The organism is Rhodococcus sp. 14-2470-1b, assembly GCF_002259415.1.
Lineage (GTDB): Bacteria > Actinomycetota > Actinomycetes > Mycobacteriales > Mycobacteriaceae > Rhodococcoides.
The window spans coordinates 1-16090 of the sequence record NZ_NPFY01000016.1 but is presented as its reverse complement, the minus strand read 5'-3'; the positions used below and the strand labels follow the sequence as shown (position 1 = coordinate 16090).

Sequence of the window (16090 nt, the reverse complement as noted above, 5' to 3'; positions counted from 1 at the left end):
TGCTGTCAGCCTCGAAGGTACGTGAGGACGGCGAGTACGCGTCGGTGCCCGTCGATGTCGCTGGGAAGGTCGAGTTTGAGGAAGACGTTTCTGATGTGCTTGTTCACAGCGGGGACGCTGAGTTCCAAGGACCTTTCGATTTCGGAGTTCGATCTGCCCTCGGCCATGAGGGCGAGGACCTCTCTTTCCCGTTTGCTGAGACGGTCGAGCGGGCGCGTCCGTCGGTGAAGTAGTTGACGGACCACCTCGGGATCGACGATGGTCCCGCCCGATGCGATTCGTTCCACCGCGTCGTTGAACTCCGTGACGGCACCGATGCGGTCCTTGAGCAGGTAACCCACTGCGCCGGCGTTTTCTGCGCCCAATAGTTGTGACGCGTAGGACTGCTCGACGTACTGGCTGAGAACCAGTACCGGAAAGCCAGGAACGTGCTCGCGCAGGGCGACGGCTGCCCGCAAACCGTCGTCCGCGTGACCGGGTGGCATCCGAACGTCGGTGATGAGAAGGTCCGGCTCGTGGTCGTCGACCGCGCGAGCTATTTCGTCCGCGCTGCCGACGGCGGCGACGACGGTGTGTCCGAAGCGTTGCAGGAGCCCGACGAGGCCTTCCCGCATGAGCGTGGAATCCTCGGCCAGGATCACGCGATACGGCATGGGATCTCCACTCTCAGCGTGGTCGGCCCGCCGGCAGGGCTGGACAGTTTCAGTTGTCCGGCAACAACATCGAGACGGTCGGCAAGCCCGGTCAGACCGGTTCCGACTCGTGGATCCGCACCGCCCACTCCGTCGTCGGAAATTTCCAGCACGAGTATGTCTGCGTAAATGCGACCGTGAACTCGGGCTCGGGTCGCACGACTGTGCCTCGACACGTTGGTGAGTGCCTCTGTGACAACGAAGTACGCGGTCGTCTCGACGCGGTGGGGAACGCGCTCGGGCAGACGGATGTCGATCTCGGTGTCGATGGAGGACCGGCTGGCGACGTCGGCGACGGCCGCCGCAAGGCCGTTGTCGGCTAGCACCTGCGGGTTCAGTCCACGGACCAGATCTCGAAGCTCGGCAAGCGCGACAGTGAGCTGGCCTTGAGCGTCGGACAACCGTGCCTCGAGCGCTGGATCGTTCGCATCCAGTCTCGCCAGCCCGAGATTCATCCCGAGTGTCACCAGACGCTGCTGAGCACCGTCGTGCAGGTCGCGCTCGATTCGGACGCGCTCGGACTCGAAGGCGTCGATCAAACGCGCGCGCGACTTGGAGACGTCGGTGAGGTCGACCCCGATCTCGTCGTCACGGGGCGCCAGGAAGATGCGTGCGAGTGCCGCATGCGCACCCGCCCAGGCCGTCACCAGGTACGGCCCTGCCGCGAGCGTGACCACACCGATGAACCACCAAGGCCAGGCCGACGGGTCGTCAATGGGGGCGCGGAAACTGAGGACCGGCAGGACGAAAGCGAAGGCAAGCACGGTGATGTCCAGCCAACAGAGCGCGGTCACGGAGAACGCCGCAAAACCGAACTCACGCCAGGTCGCCGGCTCCGAGAATCGGGTACGCACCCAGCTACGCGCGTCGGGGGCAAGGGGCCGACGGTGTGGATCGGCGATTCCGTCGAGATCGACCAGCCGTATCCGTAACCGCTCCACCCGGGCGACGACGATGCCCGACAGCGCTACGAGCAGCAGCACGACTATGCCGACGACAGCAACGAAGAAAATCACGCCCAGGACGGTTGCGGCTGCGAGCACTGCGAACACGATCAGGTTGAGGATGCCGCCGGAAAGCAAATACAGGAGGCTACGCCAGGGCCATGGTGTCAGCAGAAAACGTAAAGGATGGTGCGCTAGTGCCTGCCAGGCCGTCGTGACGCGCATGTATCGATCGTAGATTCTCGACGCGATCCACGCGGTAGTGCTGGCATACCCCAGTCGCATAGGGCGCGCGTGACTGTGCGAGCCAGGATCAGCCGATTCACTGAAGGAATGCACAAGCACCACGAGGCAGAAGCAGCAATTCAACTCGACGACGTCCGCAAGGTGCATGGTCGAGGCAACCGCACGGTGACAGCCCTTTCCGGAGTGTCGATGGACTTCGCACGGGGCAGTTTCACGGCGATCATGGGCCCGTCTGGCTCGGGTAAATCGACGTTGCTGCACTGTGCGGCCGGCCTCGACACACCGACTGGTGGCGCCGTGAGGATTGCAGGTTCCGACATCACCGAGATGGATGAGAAAGCGCGGACCGAACTACGGCGACGACACGTTGGATTCGTTTTTCAGGCGTTCAACCTGGTGGGCTCGCTGACGGCGGCGCAGAACGTCGAACTGCCGGCACGATTCGCCGGTCGGCGAGTCCTCGGTAAGGACGTGGCGGCAGCCCTCGCCGAGGTGGGACTCGCGGACCGCGCCTCTCATCGTCCAGCTCAACTGTCCGGTGGCCAGCAGCAGCGCGTCGCCCTCGCGCGTGCCCTCATCACCCGCCCGGATGTTCTCTTCGCGGACGAACCGACAGGTGCCGTGGACACCCGGACCTCGAAACACGTTCTGTCGCTGATGCGTGAGCTCGTGGACCGGCAACAGCAGACCACCGTGATGGTCACCCACGACCCACTCGCCGCCTCCTACGCAGACACAACGATCTTCCTGGCGGACGGTCGAATAGTGGACTCACTGAGCATCCAGCGAGGTCGGACCGACAGTGTTGCCGCGATCGCCACTCGAATGGCCGGATTGGAGTCCTGATGCTTGCGTCGGCCAACCTCCGCAGTCACTGGGCGAGCTATGTGGCCGCGCTCCTGGCTACTACCTTCGGTGTTGCGCTGATCAGTGCGACACTCGTCGTCTACGACTCGTCACGCCCCGTGGTTCAACCACGCTTGGCCGGGGCGACTGCGCTCGCGCTGCCCCCTCAGGCCGACAACGAGTTCGGCAACACATCGGATTTCGTACCGTGGAGTGCGACCGAAGCCCAACAGATCGCCGACGATCTCAGCGCCCTGCCAGGAGTGCGCGTCGCCGCCGACCGCTCTTTCTATGCACAACCCTTCGTCGACGGCACTCCGATCGAGGACGAGGGAGCCGAAGAGGCCGGACACGGCTGGGCGAGTGTCGATCTGAGCCCGTATCGATTGACATCCGGAACACCACCGACTAACGGCGACCAGGTCGTCGTACCGGATGCACTGGGCTTCGAACACGGTGATTCTGTGTCGGTCAATCTCGCGGCGGGGTTGGAGACCTTCACCGTGACGGGAACGCTCAGCGGTGCTGGCCTGTATTTCGCCGACGAGCGTGCTGCACAACTCGATCCGGGTGTCCAGGCGATAGGACTCGTGATTTCGACGGATGCGCAGATCGACGCCGTCTCTTCTGCAGCTCAACTGCAGTTGGGCGACCGCGGCCGGATCGTCACCGGCGAGGATCGAGCAGCGCTCGAGCCCGAATTCGTCGGCCACCGGAGAAATCTCGGTAATCAATTGATCATCGCGATGTCGTCCATCGGGCTGTTCACGACCGTCTTCGTCGTCGCCTCGACATTCGCACTCGCTACGACCGAACGCCGTCGGGAACTCGGTTTGCTTCGAACCGTCGGCGCCTCACCGGGACAGGTTCGACGCATGGTTCTCGGCGAAGCTGCTTCCATCGGTTGTATCGGTGGAATCATAGGCGCTACAGTCGGTCTCGCTCTTGCTCCGATACTGCGAATAGTACTGCTGAGTCTTGACGTTCAGCCGCCTGACTTCCACCTGCGTATCTCTGCTTGGCCGGTGATCGTGGCAGTGGTCGTCGGAGTAGTCGTCGCAGTGATCGGCGCCTGGGCAACTGCCGAGTCCGCGACCAGGGTGGCTCCGATCGAAGCACTGCTCACCGCCGCCGTCGAGCGACATCCGATGACGAAGGTGCGCTGGGTATCGGGAATAGCCGCACTCCTCGGCGGTGTCGGGGCGACTGCGTTGACCGCGGGCGCGGGACCGGACAGCAGAATCACCAACGCAATCGGAGCAGCCATGCTGTTGACTGTCTCGGCCGCGCTGCTCGCGCCCATCGTCATCGGCCCGATCGCACAACTGGTGACGTGGCCGTTCGCGCGATCATCCCGCTCGGCGGGACCGATGCTCCTGAAAGCGGAACTCACCACGAGTACGCGACGTGCCGCCGGCACGGCTGCTCCTGTCATCGCAGCCGTCGGATTCGCGGTGCTGTTGAGCGGGATGGTCGAGACGATGGCAGTGGCATATCCCGCCGAGCAGACCGAGCAACTGCAAGGAATGGTGCTCGTGACGTCCGACGGCACCCCGGGCCTCAGCGACCAGGTGGTGGCGGAGTCAGGAGCGGGCCCGCTCGGGACTAGAGCAGGCCTACCGACCCGGTTGTTCGTGCCTGGAATACAGGGCAACACCACTGTCGTCGACGCCATCGGCAGCCTCGACGAACGTTATGCCAGAGCAGGACACGCTGTCGTGGACGAAGCGACTGCGACACTGCTCGATGTGCAGGTCGGTCGGACGATCACGGTGCGCTTTGCGGACGGGATGTCCGAAAACGTGACCATCTCGCAGGTACTTCCACTCGATCCCGCGCGTGGGGCCTTTGTCTTGCCGCGGGACCTGGTGCGCAAGCACGATCCATCAGCCCTGACCGATGTCGTCTTCCTGCCGCAGGAAAAGACGCCTTCACAACTTCCTCCGGGCGCCACGGTGAAGGATGCGTACAGTTTTGCGCTGCAGGACTACGAAGTCGACGCTCGGCTCACCAATTGGCTTGCAGCGACGCTCATTGCGATGTCCGTTGGTTACTGCGGGCTTGCCGTCGCGAACGTCATGGCTGTGTCAGCGTACCGTCGTGGGCCGGACATCTCGGCTCTGCAAGCCTCCGGCGGCTCGTCACGACAATTGCTGTCGACGGCAGTCTTCGAGACGGTAATCATCGTCCTCATCGGTTCTGCACTCGGTTCGATCGTGACCATCCCACCCTTGTTGGGCATGGCCGCCGGGTTGAGCCAACTGACCGGCACCGAGGTCGGACTGCATCTCCCCTGGCGGACCATCGCCTGGGTCATGACCGGCTGCCTGGTCCTGGCATCGGGCTCCACTGCAATCGTCACGCGGCGCACCCTGAGGCCTCGGCCAGAGGGTAAGTTCCGATAGTTGCCCAGTACGCACGAACCGCGATCATCGCGCTGTGTCGGCATCCACCGCGTCAGCAAGCAGGTTCAAGGAGGACAGGATTCGGCGGCGCTCACCACCCAACGCCTCCAGCAGAACCGCGTGCGCTCGTATTTCCTTGGGGAACACTTCGTCGATGACAGCCCTGCCTGAATCAGTCAACCGGACGAACGCACTTCGACGATCGGACGGGTTCGATATCCGTTCCACGAATCCCCTGCGCTCGAGACCACTCAGCGCTTTGGAGACGCCCGCTCGTGTCATACCCAGTTGCTCCGCGATCCGAATTGCCGTCTGTTCTGTGGAATACCGGAGAGGTACGAGCAGCTGTACCTCGGTAGCTGACACGCCTGCGTCTGCATAGATCGGCTCCACTGCCAACTCGAGCGCCGCGGCAATCCTGTTTATTTGTCCGACTACCTCCATCGGACTCAGATCCAAGTCCGGGCGAGCGTTGATCCACGCTTGCTCGGTGCGCTTACGAAGAGAAGCCATAGACACCTACCAAGTTTGTTAACTAGTTGACAAGTGTCTAGTCTGCCAGACATGCCGAACTCCCCGACAAATGCCTCCCCGACATATGACGCGATCATCGTCGGCGGTGGCCCCGCAGGTGCAAGCGCAGCGATACTCCTGGCGCGCGCGATGAGACGCGTCTTGGTCGTCGATGCTGGAAAAACCCGGAACGGATCCGCTGAACATGTGCACAACTACCTCGGACTAGACGGAATTTCACCCGATGAGTTGCATCGCCGAGGTCGTCATGAGGCGGAGCATTACGGGTGCACCTGGAAAGCCGGAGCCATCGATTCAGTCCGGCGGCACAGTGGCGGCACTTTCGAACTCGTAGAGCACAGTGGCAGCGTGCACCGAGCACGTGCCGTTGTCGTCGCAACGGGACTGCGAGACGAATTACCCGAAGCGGAGGGCATAGAGGATTCGTGGGGTGGAAGTATTGCGCACTGCCCTTATTGTCACGGATACGAAGTTCGTGGTGGCCACATCGGTGTCCTCGCCGGCCCCAACCGCTCGTTCTCCCTACACCAGGCAGAGTTGCTCCGGCTCTGGTCGGACGACGTGATTTTCTTTCCCGACGCAATCGATCTCGCAGCATCCGAACGGGCCAGCCTGTCTCAGTGGGGGGTTCGGATCGTCGACGGTCGTGTTCGACGCGTTCGCTCGGTCGACAGCAAGCTCACCGTCCAACTCGTGAACGGCGAGGATGTGGATCGAACGGCAGTGTTCGTCGGACCACGATTCTCACCCAACCACGCACTGTTGTTCGATCTAGGATGCACGCACAACGACGACGGGTGGATTACCGTCGACCAGAACGGTGCAACATCGGTGGCGGGTGTTTGGGCAGCAGGAAACGTCGTGGATTCACCCGCTCAGCTGGTTCACGCTGCGGCGCAGGGAACACGGACAGGAATTGCAGTGAATCGCTCGTTGCTCGAGCAAGACATGTCAGTTCTCGACCGGCAATCTCCATGACACCCTGCACCTGCGGCCGGCCTCGCCCTGACCATCATGGCAACCGAGCGAGACCGAACACTTCGAGGAAGATGCGGTGAGAACAATATTCGTGGTGACCCATCCCGAGGCGACTCATCACGTGGAGCGAAAAGTCGGAGGATGGTTCGATCTGCGCAGTTCTGGGAGGCACGCTTGCTCTCGATTCGCGCTTTCGGGAGAAGTCGTACGGTCGTGCAGAGGGAAAGCCTCGGAGCTGGCTCGATGAACGCTTCATACCGCCCCCGGAATTCGGGGCTCGATCAGCTCACGACGAAGGGATCGATGGCGCCGGGACCATGGAGGCCCTTGCCCGCCCTGTCTACTCGGCTGTCGATGATGTTCTGCGCCAGAACATTGCACGAAGACGTTTACTTTCACAATCGCCAGATAGTTCGTCTCAGTGATACAAGGCATCTGACCAACTGAGCACGAATTCTCGAACCGCACCACATTGGCCAACTCGGCCCTCGGTAATCTGCCGGTATGTCCGCGCCCGTTCCGTTCAGTCCCACGATCACGTTGCTCACGGTGGCGAGGGTGTGGGATGCGGCGTTCGCGGAGGCGCTGAAGCCGCTTGGGCTGACGACGCGGAAGTACGGGCTGCTGGGCCATATTCGCGGTACGCCTGGGATTTCGTTCAGCGAACTTGCGCGTCGCTCTCGCATCACTGTGCAGAGCGCGCACAGTGCGGTAGCCGGGTTTGTCAGTTCCGGCCTGGTCGACGACGGCACGGCGCAGGCCGGGGCCGCGTCGACGCTGCTCATGTGCGCGAGGTGAGTGCCCCCAGCGACGTCGCCGTGTATCGAGAAGCGAAGAGCGTCAAGCACACTGGGACGATCCAGGTGAGGGCGAAGTACTTGGAGAACGGGTCGGTTACCACTGCCGCACCTGTCGTACTCAGGGCGGCCGCGAAGGTGCACACTGCCCACGTGGCCGAGATCCGCACGTTCAGCGAGCGAAGCCGCGGGGCGCCCCAGTACTCCTTCGGCAGACTTTCACGCGCGTACTGCTCGGTGAAGGTGACGCCGAGGGTCGACGTCGCCATCACGACTGCGAGCACGAACAGCGCGATTCCCGACGCGTACTCCGGCAGCCACGTCGTCGACGGGACCGACAGCAGCGACGCTGCTGCGAAGCCCACGAAGGTGAGCACCGCAGCGGCGCCGAGCCACTTGATTCCCGCCCGCCCACGAGTCCAGTGAGTGAGCACCAGCGCAACGAGCGCGGTGAGGATGCTCGAGAAGAGCAGCGCGTGGTCGCCTCCGCGATGCGGCATCACGAGGAACAGCGCCCACGGCACGAATCCGAGTGCAAGACCAGGCAAGCGCATCCCGGGCCGCCCTTCGCCGAAGTCCTCGATCTGACATCATCGATTCTGCCGCGGTAGGTGGCGCTGAACATCGGTCACAGCACGCAACTATTCGTGCCACGCACCGGGAAGTTATCCGGTGACGCCCAGAATCTTGATCGCGAACACCAGGCTGTCGCCTGCCTCGATTCCGGCGCGGGGCTGACCGTCCGGGTAGCCGTCGGCGGAGTTCATCGCCACAGCCACGGTCGACCCCGTCGTCTGGCCTGCGATTGCCTTCTGGAATCCGGGGACGACGCCGGTCAGCGGGAACTCCACGGGCGCGCCGCGCTCGTAACTGCTGTCGAACACCGATCCGTCGCGTCCGTTGACGCCCATGTAGCAGACTGAGACCTCGGCGTCGTCCGCCACGACGGGTCCGTCACCGGCCTGCAATGTCTGCACCTGTGTCTGCGCCACGCTGAACGGCGCCTCGATGTCCACCACGGGGGCCGAAGAATCCGTGGAACCGATGACCGACACACTGCCGGTATCTCCCGCCAGAGTCCATTCGGGGTCGCCCGCGTCTTCGGGTTCCGCGGTGGGGCACGTCGCTGCCTCCGCTACCGACGATGCAGCCGAGGACGTCGTCGAGGTCGCCGGAGCATCCGAGTCGGATCCACATGCAGCCAAGGTCAATACGAGTGCCGCGCTGGACACGAGGACACCGGACACCGAAACACGAGTTGATTTCACCGCTGCCACGGTACATACACCCGTCCGGTCAGGTCCGCAGCACCTTCTCCATCTTCTTTCCCTTGGCCAGCTCGTCAACCAGCTTGTCCAGATAACGAATCTTCTGCATCAGGGGATCCTCGACGTTCTCGACGCGCACCCCGCACACCACACCGGTGATGAGCGACGTGCCCGGATTGAGCCGGGCTTCGGCGAAGAAATCCTCGAACGTGGTTTCAGTGGAGAGGTGGTGTTGCAGTGCGACACTGTCGAATCCGGTCAGCCATTCGACGACCTCACGCAACTCTTCTTCCGTGCGTCCCTTGCGTTCCAGCTTGGTGACGTAATGCGGATACACCGAAGCGACGCTGGTGGTGAAGATGCGATGCATGCGACGAGTGTAGGGCCCGTCGGCCGTCACTGTTCGTCGTACTTCTCCCAGAATCGCGCGCGCAGGCGGTATCGGATTCCCTCGTCGAGGTCGTGGTGTCCCATGGCGTCGGAGGCGTCGAGCAGGAGCGCCCGGTCGATGTCCGGTGGGATGTTCGGCCTGGTGCGTTGCAGGCTCAGCTTGTCCTCGGGTGTGCTGCTCGCTTCCAACGATGCCAGGACGCGAGAGACCACCTCGTCGATCAGTTCGGTTTCCTCACCCGCCATGACGTACTCGGGTTGGACGGTGCTACCTGATCCGGTGGTTCCGCTGTAGACGAGAACGTTCGCGGGTCGAACGGGTGCGGGTGCCTGCGCGGTCGAAGCGACGTCGAGCGGGGTGGGCACGCGTGGGCCGGGCTTGGGTCCCGGCCGGGGTGCAGGCTTGGGGACGCTCACCGGGTCGGTGACGACCACGGGAGCGGGTTGCCGATCGATCTTCATGACGGCCGCATCCACGGCGGCGCCGTCGAAGAAGTCGAGCCCGTCGGACGCTCGGATCAAGTGGCGACTGACGCCGTGGGGTTTGCCGTCGTTCGTCGGGACGGTCAGAAGCAGCACCTGCACACCGTGTGCCTGTGCCTCCTCGACGGCCTCGGTCAGATCGTCGTCTCCGGACACCAGGAAGAACACGTCCGACGCATTGCTTCTCGCATGAGCGACGAGGTCGAGTCCGATGCGCAGGTCGACGCCCTTCTGTTCCCCGTTGACACCGAACCGGCCGAGCCGGAGCTTGACCTTGGACAGTTCACCGATCCGCTCCTGTTGGGCATCCGGAACTCCGTTCCGCGCGGAGTCGTACCAGTACACACGGAGTATCGGTAACCCCGATCGAGTCTCTGCGGCGTCGACCAGAGCGGCGATCAACGTTGCGTAATCCACGAAGATTCCGCTCCGCAGAGACGTGCCTGTCCTCCGAGTCGCGGCAGATGCCAAGAGATAACCGGTGTCGACGTACACAGAACAGGTCGGCCGCATGGGCCACTATCTCACGGTGAACGGCTCACGCCTTCACTCCGCGGACGCGCGCTCCTCGCGTCGTTCTTCGCGGCGCTCCTCGCGATCGATATCCGACTGAGCGCTGGAGCAGTCGAAGGGGCTGTACAGAAAATCCTGCTCACGACCGTGGTCGTCCACCACCACGCAATGCGCGCCGTCGTTCGCTCGCGGCGTCAGGTTCTCGATGGTGTCCGCCGATGCTGCAGTAGTCCCGACGGCACCTGCGGTCCCGAAGAGTGCTGCAGCGGCCAGGGTGGTCAGCGCGAACTTGGTCGAATTCCTCATCTTCGTCTCCTTCGTGGATGCTGTGAGCCAGATGCTCTTTCCATCTACGACTCTGTCGTTCATCGGAAACGAAAAACAGTGCGCCTCATCATCTTGTGCAGTGACTTCTCCATGAAAACGTGATGACAGATGTCATGGGCGCTACTGACCACTTCGACCAATTCGACGCCGCCTGGTGCACTTGAAACCGTGCATCGTGCTCAGTCTCCCGTTCGTGCATTGTGCAGTACACCGATGTCTGATCGACTGAGCAGTCATGACCAGCATCACTCCCGCCGAACATCATTCGCCCCGGGGCGCTCGTGACGATCTGCACGAGATCGCCGAGAAGGTGCTGTGGCTGTCGACGTCGATCATCCATCACGCCAATCGAGTTCGGCCCAACCCGTCAGGACTCAAAGTGGGTGGTCACCAGGCCTCGTGCGCATCGATGGTCTCGATCATGACCTCGCTGTGGTTCGAACAGCTGGAAGCCGGGGATCGCGTGTCGGTCAAGCCGCACGCATCCCCGGTCCTCCACGCGATCAACTACCTGCTGGGTGAGCTCGACGAGAAGTACCTCACCACCTTGCGATCGTTCGGTGGACTGCAGTCCTATCCGTCGCGAGCCAAGGACCCCGACCCGGTGGACTACAGCACCGGCTCGGTCGGAATCGGTGCCACTGCGCCCATCTGGGGTGCGATGTCGCGTCGATACGTCGAGACGAGCTTCGGTGACTCCGACGGCACTTCACGACCGTCGGGTTTCTCCGGGCGCCAGTACTCACTCGTCGGAGACGCCGAGCTCGACGAGGGTGCCGTCTCGGAGGCGATCATCGATCCGGGCATCGCAGAGCTCGGCGAAATCGTGTGGATCGTCGATCTGAACCGGCAATCCCTCGATCGAGTGGTGCCCAACATCGCCGCACGGCGCCTCGAGAAGATGTTCGACGCCGCCGGCTGGCAGGTGATCACCGTCAAATTCGGTCGACTCCTCGAAGATCTCTTCGCCCGTCCCGGCGGGGAAACGCTGCGCAGCCGAATACTCGACATGCCCAACCCCGAGTACCAACGGCTGCTCCGCTGCACCGCAGACGAACTCCGAACCCGGCTTCCCGGCACCGGGCAGGACGCGTCGGCGATCGCAGAACTGATCTCCGATCTCGACGACGCGCTGCTCACCGAGTCCATCCGCAATCTCGGCGGCCACGACATGGCGGCGTTGCGCGACGCGTACTCCCGGATCGACGACACCAGGCCGACCGTCGTCATCGCCTACACCGTCAAGGGATTCGGCCTGCCGACCCAGGGTCACCCGCAGAATCATTCGTCGCTTCTGACCGTCGACGAGTACCAGGCGCTGGGCAGATCCCTCGGCGTCGATCCGGCCGATCCGTGGGCGACGTTCGCTCCGAGCAGCCCGTCGGGCCTGGTGTGTGAGGCGGCAGCTGCTCGCCTTCGTCGCGATCCCGTCCCAGTATCCGAGCCTCCCGCCGTGCCGGTCGACATCGGCCGGACACCGAAGGGCACAGCCACCACTCAGGCTGCACTGGGGCGCGTGCTCATCGATCTGACGCGGGAGGCACCAGACGCCGCGAGCCGGGTCGTCACCGTCAGCCCCGATGTCAGTTCCACCACCAACCTCGGTGGCTGGGTGAACAAAGTCGGGGTCTGGTCCTCGGCCGAGCGTCGCGACTGGTTCGAGGACGACGCGGAGACGATCATGCACTGGCGCGAGAAGCCCACCGGTCAGCACATGGAACTGGGCATTGCCGAGACCAACCTTGTCGGACTCATGGGCGAACTCGGCGCCACATGGAGTCGGTGGGGACAGCCCTTGTTCCCGATCGGGGTCATGTACGACCCGTTCGTCGAACGCGCGCTCGAACCCTGGTCCTACGGCATCTATGCAGGTGGCCAGTCGATTCTCGTCGGCACTCCATCCGGTGTCACTCTTGCTGCGGAGGGCGGCGCGCACCAGTCGATCAAGACTCCGTCGATCGGCCTGGAACAACCGGGGTGCATCACCTACGAGCCTGCGTTCGCCATCGATGTCGAGTGGACGCTGCTCGCCAGCATCGGCCGCCTCGGCAGGCCTGACGGCAGCTCCGCGTACCTGCGGTTGTCCACCCGCCCCGTCGATCAGACACTGGCCGACGTGCCCGCCGACCCCGCTGCTCGGGAACGGCGCCGACGCCAGGTCGTCGCCGGCGGATACCCCCTCGTGCGACGCGACGGTGCCACGGTCACGATCGCCGCGATGGGGGCGCTGATGACCGAGGCACTCCAGGCTGCCGCACGACTCGACGGCATCGGCGTCGTCGCCGACGTCCTGTGCATCACCAGCCCCGGCGAGCTCTACCGCGCGCTCCAGGCACGCCAGGGACACCGTTCGGGCGACACCTGGATCCTCGACCAGCTGCTACCAGCAGATCGAGCAACCCCGCTGGTGACCGTGCTCGACGGCCATCCGCACACCCTCGCGTTTCTGGCCACCGTCAACAAAGTCGCTTCGACGTCGTTGGGCGTCAGCACTTTCGGTCAGGTCGGCTCACTGGACGAGGTGTACAAGTACCACCACATCGACACGGACTCCATCATCGGAGCAGCCTTGGACGTCATCGGTCACTGATTCATCGGGGGGATCGAATACCCGCAGCGGCGGGCCCGGAGGCACGAGTTTTTGAACCTCCGGGCCCTGGCTCGACCGCGGTGCCCGGGCGATCACGTCCGAACTCGGTCTTGTCTTCCACCGATCGTGCGGATCGAAACATCGGGCTGTCGGAATCCTCGCGGTGTTTCACACGATTCGGGCGAAGCGGCGCCGCTGCCGGGCGAGCACGATGTTCCCTAGTCGCCGAGCGCTGATGAGGAGCCATGGAACCACTGGTCGATGTGAAGGTGATCTCCACTGCGCGTGGCCCGATCGAGTACGCGGTCAGAGGTACCGGCAAACCGGTGTTGGTGCTGCACGGTTCGCCGGGCGGGATCGACGCCGCCGCCGCGATGGCGGGCTTCCTCCCCGTCGACGAGTTCCAGGCGATCTTGGTGTCGAGGCCCGGCTACCTCGGAACCGAACTGGGCGATCGCGCGACGCCGCGAGAGCAGGCTGATCTGTACGCCGCGCTGCTCGACGAGTTGGGGATCGCCAAGGTGGGCGTGCTGGCATGGTCGGGAGGCGGGCCGTCGGCCTACCAGTTCGCGGCCACACACCCGGACCGAACCGGTGCGCTCGTGGCCATTGCGTGCCTGAGCGAACACTGGGTCAACCCGACTCCGGACATCGCGTCGCGCATCTTTCAGACCACCAGGATCGGTGATTGGTTGATGCGCAAACTCGTTGCGCATCAACCGCTTCAGGTGATCCAGGGCGCCGTGTCGGACGAAAGCTCCCTCAGTGGTGACGAATTCGACGAACACGTGAAATACATCGACTCCGATCCGGTGAAGAGACAGTTCGTCCTCGACATGGCCCTCACCGCCTCACAGGTGGGCAGGCGCAAAGCGGGCTGGGACAACGATCTGGTGCAATTCGCCAAATCCGCCGACCCGGGATGGGGAGCGATCGAAGCGCCCACCTTGCTGGTGCAGGGCAGCGCGGATTCGGACGTACTGCCGGAGAACAGCGAGCACGCACACGTGGGTATCGCCGAGTCCGAATTGCTGACCCTTGACCGCGGCACCCACTTCGCGTTCTACACCCACCCCGAATCCGACGCCGCCCAAGCACGAGCACTCGAGTACCTACGGAACTGGTGACGCTCGGTCAGGCACGAACCGGATCATGGCTGTCGGTGAAGGCCAAGAACCGCGGAATCACTTCGTCGGGGTTGGCCCACATCAGATCGTGACCAACTACTTCGTAGAACCCGACGTCCACGGACTTGATGTGTCGACGTGCCCGTGCCGCAGCGAAGTTCGGATCGGCGACGACAGTCTCGGCACCGAAGAGTACGAGGCTCGGTGCAGTGATCGCGCCGAGCTCCGCGTCCGTGAACGTGCGGTCCCACGGCATTGCCATACGAAACTTCACCGCGGCCAGTGCAAGAGCGTATTCCTCGTCACTGAGCACGGTCCGAGGTTGAAGCCATTCGTTGAGCTTCCGCATCCGCTTCTCCGTGGGCGCAATTCCCGCCGAGAGGAACTTCAGCAGCAGACCGATCCGCGGTCTGGCGAAGATTGCAGCGCTCGGCTCCAACATGGCCAAGCTGGCAAGACGCTCCGGCTGGTGGACCGCAGCGCATGCAGCCAACCAGGCGCCCGCTGAATTCCCCGCCAGATGGAATCGACTCTCCCCCAAGCCGTCCATGACTTCTACGAGCCAGCGGGCAACGTCCTCCGAGTTGCGTACCGGGGCGGCTTGCTTGCACCGCCCTGCCCATCCGATGACGTCCGGTGTGTAGACGACGTGGTCAAGTGCCAGAGCCTCGATGAATCGGCCCCACACCAGACCATTCCCTCCGATCCCGGGCAACACGACGATCGGCAGACCTTCGCCTGTGCCGGATCGTCGGACATACGTCGATCCGAACGAGGTGTCGACGTCGACCGAAGTGGACGGCACCGGCCACCGATCAGCGATGGCGTCGTAAGCGTCGGTGAACCTTCGGCTGTCCTTCTCGCTACTGAAACGCCCGATCTTCGGCATTGTTCGGCCTCCCCGATCTAATTGATATGGATATATCACTCTTGATGGTACATACATATCAAACTTCTTGGTACGGGCTTATCATTGTTGAACCAGCATCCAGGAAGGCGGCAGACGTTCGTGCCCCGATTGGTCGACCACGAAGTAAGACGGCGTCAAGTCACCGACGCAGTGCGACGGGTCATCTGCGCCGGCGGACTCGAGTCCGTCACGTTCCAGACGGTCGCTGCCGAGGCGGGATTCTCGGTACGCCTCGTGCAGTACTACTTCGGCACCAAGAAGGAGTTCCTGCTCGCTACTCATCGCTCGGTCATGGACGACGCAGGCGCGCGCTTCATGAAACGTTGGTCAGAACTCGGCACCGATCCGACGCCACGCGAAGCCCTCCGCGCCGTGCTGACCGAACTACTACCACTGGACGAACCTCGCCGCGAGGAAGTGTTGGTACTCGGCGCCTTCGGGTGGGCCGCAATCACTGGGCAAGGCATCACAGCAGAGGAGACCTTCGCCGCACCGCGAGCACTCGCAACACTCGTCGCCGACCAGCTCATACGTGCGCGCCGTGACGCCGAATCTCGTTCAGTCGCCGTCGAACTCGATGCCGACCTCGTGCTCATGGCCGTCGGCGGACTCGCACAAGGCATGCTGCAGGGTTACAGCACAAGGCATTCCGCTGAGCAACTCATCGAACACCTCCTCGACCGGGTGCTTCAGTGAGGCCTGACCAGCTGTTTGCGTGAACCTGTCGGACCCTCTCGGTATATTCGAAAGTATGTTCGATACGGGGGTTTCGGCGGGGTCGAGTACTGCGGGGTCGGGTACTGCGTGTGTGGCGGGGTTGGCGGGTTATGCCGCGGTGTGCCGGGTGCGGGAGAACATCGCCCGCGCCAGGACGGTGGAGGCGGTGTGCGAGATCGCCGACATCCGCCTCGCCGACGCCGACGGCATCGGTGGTGATCCGGCGACTGTTCTGGCGCAGGTGGTCACGGAGGTGGCGGTGTCGCTGGGTCTGTCGCAGAGCGCCGCGCGGCCGTTGTTGAGCGTCGGGCAGGAGTTGTCGC

The 16090-nt window shown here is 63.4% G+C and carries 15 protein-coding genes and 2 pseudogenes; 8 read left to right on the top strand and 9 right to left on the bottom strand.

Annotation, left to right across the window (positions count from 1 at the left end; genetic code table 11):
* Nucleotides 1-5: 5 nt before the first annotated feature.
* Complete coding sequence (locus CH293_RS12165) at nucleotides 6-653, bottom strand: response regulator transcription factor (RefSeq protein WP_037107895.1); 648 nt, start codon at nucleotides 651-653, stop codon at nucleotides 6-8.
* Nucleotides 638-1861 carry a sensor domain-containing protein gene (locus tag CH293_RS12160; RefSeq protein WP_094720537.1) on the bottom strand — a complete coding sequence of 408 codons (1224 nt, stop codon included), beginning with the start codon at nucleotides 1859-1861 and terminating at the stop codon, nucleotides 638-640. The genes CH293_RS12165 and CH293_RS12160 overlap by 16 nt, the downstream gene beginning before the upstream one ends.
* A gap of 108 nt (nucleotides 1862-1969) precedes the next feature.
* On the opposite strand from CH293_RS12160, the gene CH293_RS12155 reads away from it, so the two are divergent.
* Nucleotides 1970-2728: an ABC transporter ATP-binding protein gene (locus CH293_RS12155; RefSeq protein WP_094720365.1), complete on the top strand. Its 759-nt coding sequence runs from the start codon at nucleotides 1970-1972 to the stop codon at nucleotides 2726-2728.
* Nucleotides 2728-5133: an FtsX-like permease family protein gene (locus CH293_RS12150; RefSeq protein WP_255122831.1), complete on the top strand. Its 2406-nt coding sequence runs from the start codon at nucleotides 2728-2730 to the stop codon at nucleotides 5131-5133. Before CH293_RS12155 ends, CH293_RS12150 begins: the two co-directional genes overlap by 1 nt.
* 24 nt (nucleotides 5134-5157) lie before the next feature.
* On the opposite strand, the gene CH293_RS12145 is transcribed toward CH293_RS12150, so the two are convergent.
* On the bottom strand, nucleotides 5158-5646 hold the full coding sequence (locus tag CH293_RS12145) for a MarR family winged helix-turn-helix transcriptional regulator (protein ID WP_037107892.1): 489 nt from the start codon (nucleotides 5644-5646) through the stop codon (nucleotides 5158-5160).
* Between the two features lie 51 nt (nucleotides 5647-5697).
* Here CH293_RS12145 and CH293_RS12140 point away from each other — a divergent pair, with 51 nt between their 5' ends.
* Both CH293_RS12140 and CH293_RS12130 read left to right on the top strand, forming a co-directional pair.
* Nucleotides 5698-6645, top strand: a complete 948-nt coding sequence (locus CH293_RS12140) for an NAD(P)/FAD-dependent oxidoreductase (RefSeq protein WP_037107891.1) — start codon at nucleotides 5698-5700, stop codon at nucleotides 6643-6645.
* Nucleotides 6646-7149: 504 nt separating this feature from the next.
* Nucleotides 7150-7425, top strand: a pseudogene (locus CH293_RS12130) (MarR family winged helix-turn-helix transcriptional regulator); the annotation flags it as partial.
* A gap of 1 nt (nucleotide 7426) precedes the next feature.
* Here CH293_RS12130 and CH293_RS12125 read toward each other — a convergent pair.
* The 5 genes from CH293_RS12125 to CH293_RS12105 all read right to left on the bottom strand — a co-directional run bounded on the left by CH293_RS12125 (nucleotide 7427) and on the right by CH293_RS12105 (nucleotide 10402).
* Nucleotides 7427-7996 (bottom strand): hypothetical protein, encoded by a 570-nt coding sequence (locus tag CH293_RS12125; RefSeq protein ID WP_037107888.1) that lies wholly within the window; start codon nucleotides 7994-7996, stop codon nucleotides 7427-7429.
* A 111-nt stretch (nucleotides 7997-8107) separates the two neighbouring features.
* Nucleotides 8108-8710: an FKBP-type peptidyl-prolyl cis-trans isomerase gene (locus CH293_RS12120; RefSeq protein WP_176459990.1), complete on the bottom strand. Its 603-nt coding sequence runs from the start codon at nucleotides 8708-8710 to the stop codon at nucleotides 8108-8110.
* Between the two features lie 28 nt (nucleotides 8711-8738).
* On the bottom strand, nucleotides 8739-9080 hold the full coding sequence (locus CH293_RS12115; RefSeq protein WP_094627967.1) for a DUF2200 domain-containing protein: 342 nt from the start codon (nucleotides 9078-9080) through the stop codon (nucleotides 8739-8741).
* A gap of 26 nt (nucleotides 9081-9106) precedes the next feature.
* The gene (locus CH293_RS12110; protein WP_080732914.1) at nucleotides 9107-10096 is read right to left on the bottom strand and encodes an NYN domain-containing protein; all 990 of its coding nucleotides are present in this window, start codon (nucleotides 10094-10096) and stop codon (nucleotides 9107-9109) included.
* A gap of 33 nt (nucleotides 10097-10129) precedes the next feature.
* Nucleotides 10130-10402: a hypothetical protein gene (locus CH293_RS12105; RefSeq protein ID WP_255122830.1), complete on the bottom strand. Its 273-nt coding sequence runs from the start codon at nucleotides 10400-10402 to the stop codon at nucleotides 10130-10132.
* A 256-nt stretch (nucleotides 10403-10658) separates the two neighbouring features.
* On the opposite strand from CH293_RS12105, the gene CH293_RS12100 reads away from it, so the two are divergent.
* Nucleotides 10659-13013 (top strand): pyruvate dehydrogenase, encoded by a 2355-nt coding sequence (locus CH293_RS12100; protein ID WP_094720364.1) that lies wholly within the window; start codon nucleotides 10659-10661, stop codon nucleotides 13011-13013.
* Between the two features lie 245 nt (nucleotides 13014-13258).
* Nucleotides 13259-14140: an alpha/beta fold hydrolase gene (locus CH293_RS12095; protein WP_094720363.1), complete on the top strand. Its 882-nt coding sequence runs from the start codon at nucleotides 13259-13261 to the stop codon at nucleotides 14138-14140.
* Nucleotides 14141-14147: 7 nt separating this feature from the next.
* Here the strand turns inward: CH293_RS12095 and CH293_RS12090 are convergent, their stop codons facing one another.
* Nucleotides 14148-15029: an alpha/beta fold hydrolase gene (locus CH293_RS12090; RefSeq protein WP_176459989.1), complete on the bottom strand. Its 882-nt coding sequence runs from the start codon at nucleotides 15027-15029 to the stop codon at nucleotides 14148-14150.
* Between the two features lie 120 nt (nucleotides 15030-15149).
* On the opposite strand from CH293_RS12090, the gene CH293_RS12085 reads away from it, so the two are divergent.
* A complete protein-coding gene (locus tag CH293_RS12085; protein WP_094720361.1) occupies nucleotides 15150-15746 on the top strand; it encodes a TetR/AcrR family transcriptional regulator in 597 nt (198 codons plus the stop codon).
* Nucleotides 15747-15801: 55 nt separating this feature from the next.
* Nucleotides 15802-16090, top strand: a pseudogene (locus tag CH293_RS12080) (hypothetical protein); the annotation flags it as partial.

Excerpts from the sequence above, each read along its gene's own strand:
- CH293_RS12160 (WP_094720537.1), bottom strand. The coding sequence starts at position 1,861 with ATGCGCGTCACGACGGCCTGGCAGGCACTAGCGCACCATCCTTTACGT.
- CH293_RS12110 (WP_080732914.1), bottom strand. The coding sequence starts at position 10,096 with ATGCGGCCGACCTGTTCTGTGTACGTCGACACCGGTTATCTCTTGGCA.
- CH293_RS12140 (WP_037107891.1), top strand. The coding sequence starts at position 5,698 with ATGCCGAACTCCCCGACAAATGCCTCCCCGACATATGACGCGATCATC.
- CH293_RS12105 (WP_255122830.1), bottom strand. The coding sequence starts at position 10,402 with ATGAGGAATTCGACCAAGTTCGCGCTGACCACCCTGGCCGCTGCAGCA.
- CH293_RS12100 (WP_094720364.1), top strand. The coding sequence starts at position 10,659 with ATGACCAGCATCACTCCCGCCGAACATCATTCGCCCCGGGGCGCTCGT.
- CH293_RS12155 (WP_094720365.1), top strand. The coding sequence starts at position 1,970 with ATGCACAAGCACCACGAGGCAGAAGCAGCAATTCAACTCGACGACGTC.
- CH293_RS12095 (WP_094720363.1), top strand. The coding sequence starts at position 13,259 with ATGGAACCACTGGTCGATGTGAAGGTGATCTCCACTGCGCGTGGCCCG.
- CH293_RS12125 (WP_037107888.1), bottom strand. The coding sequence starts at position 7,996 with ATGCGCTTGCCTGGTCTTGCACTCGGATTCGTGCCGTGGGCGCTGTTC.
- CH293_RS12150 (WP_255122831.1), top strand. The coding sequence starts at position 2,728 with ATGCTTGCGTCGGCCAACCTCCGCAGTCACTGGGCGAGCTATGTGGCC.
- CH293_RS12145 (WP_037107892.1), bottom strand. The coding sequence starts at position 5,646 with ATGGCTTCTCTTCGTAAGCGCACCGAGCAAGCGTGGATCAACGCTCGC.
- CH293_RS12165 (WP_037107895.1), bottom strand. The coding sequence starts at position 653 with ATGCCGTATCGCGTGATCCTGGCCGAGGATTCCACGCTCATGCGGGAA.
- CH293_RS12090 (WP_176459989.1), bottom strand. The coding sequence starts at position 15,029 with ATGCCGAAGATCGGGCGTTTCAGTAGCGAGAAGGACAGCCGAAGGTTC.
- CH293_RS12115 (WP_094627967.1), bottom strand. The coding sequence starts at position 9,080 with ATGCATCGCATCTTCACCACCAGCGTCGCTTCGGTGTATCCGCATTAC.